1 pseudogene is annotated in these 285 nt (G+C 50.2%); it reads left to right on the forward strand.

Annotation, left to right across the window (positions count from 1 at the left end):
• Positions 1 to 93: 93 nt before the first annotated feature.
• Positions 94 to 285 (forward strand): annotated as a pseudogene (locus FS628_RS33270) (dihydroxy-acid dehydratase); the annotation flags it as partial.

Below are 285 nucleotides of genomic sequence, written 5' to 3' on the forward strand. Positions count from 1 at the left end.
CCTCCACCGCACCGCACTTTACTCCCCCCAGCGCGCGTTAAACAACAAGATTTCCACAACCCATTTATTCCCGTATCTAACTCTTACATCCATATCCTCCCCCCCCACCTTCACCTCCACCAATTCGCTAAAATTGTAAACCATCCTATTCCTCAACCCCCTCGCCTTCCATTCCAATTCAACACCATCCCTGTACATCACCCAATTCCCATCGCACACATTCCTATCCCTTACTCCCTCCCAACCCCTCACATTATCCCCCATTCCCTCGAAACCCTTCTATCT

The sequence above is a fragment of the Paenibacillus xylanexedens genome, assembly GCF_007676705.1.
Taxonomy (GTDB): domain Bacteria; phylum Bacillota; class Bacilli; order Paenibacillales; family Paenibacillaceae; genus Paenibacillus; species Paenibacillus xylanexedens_C.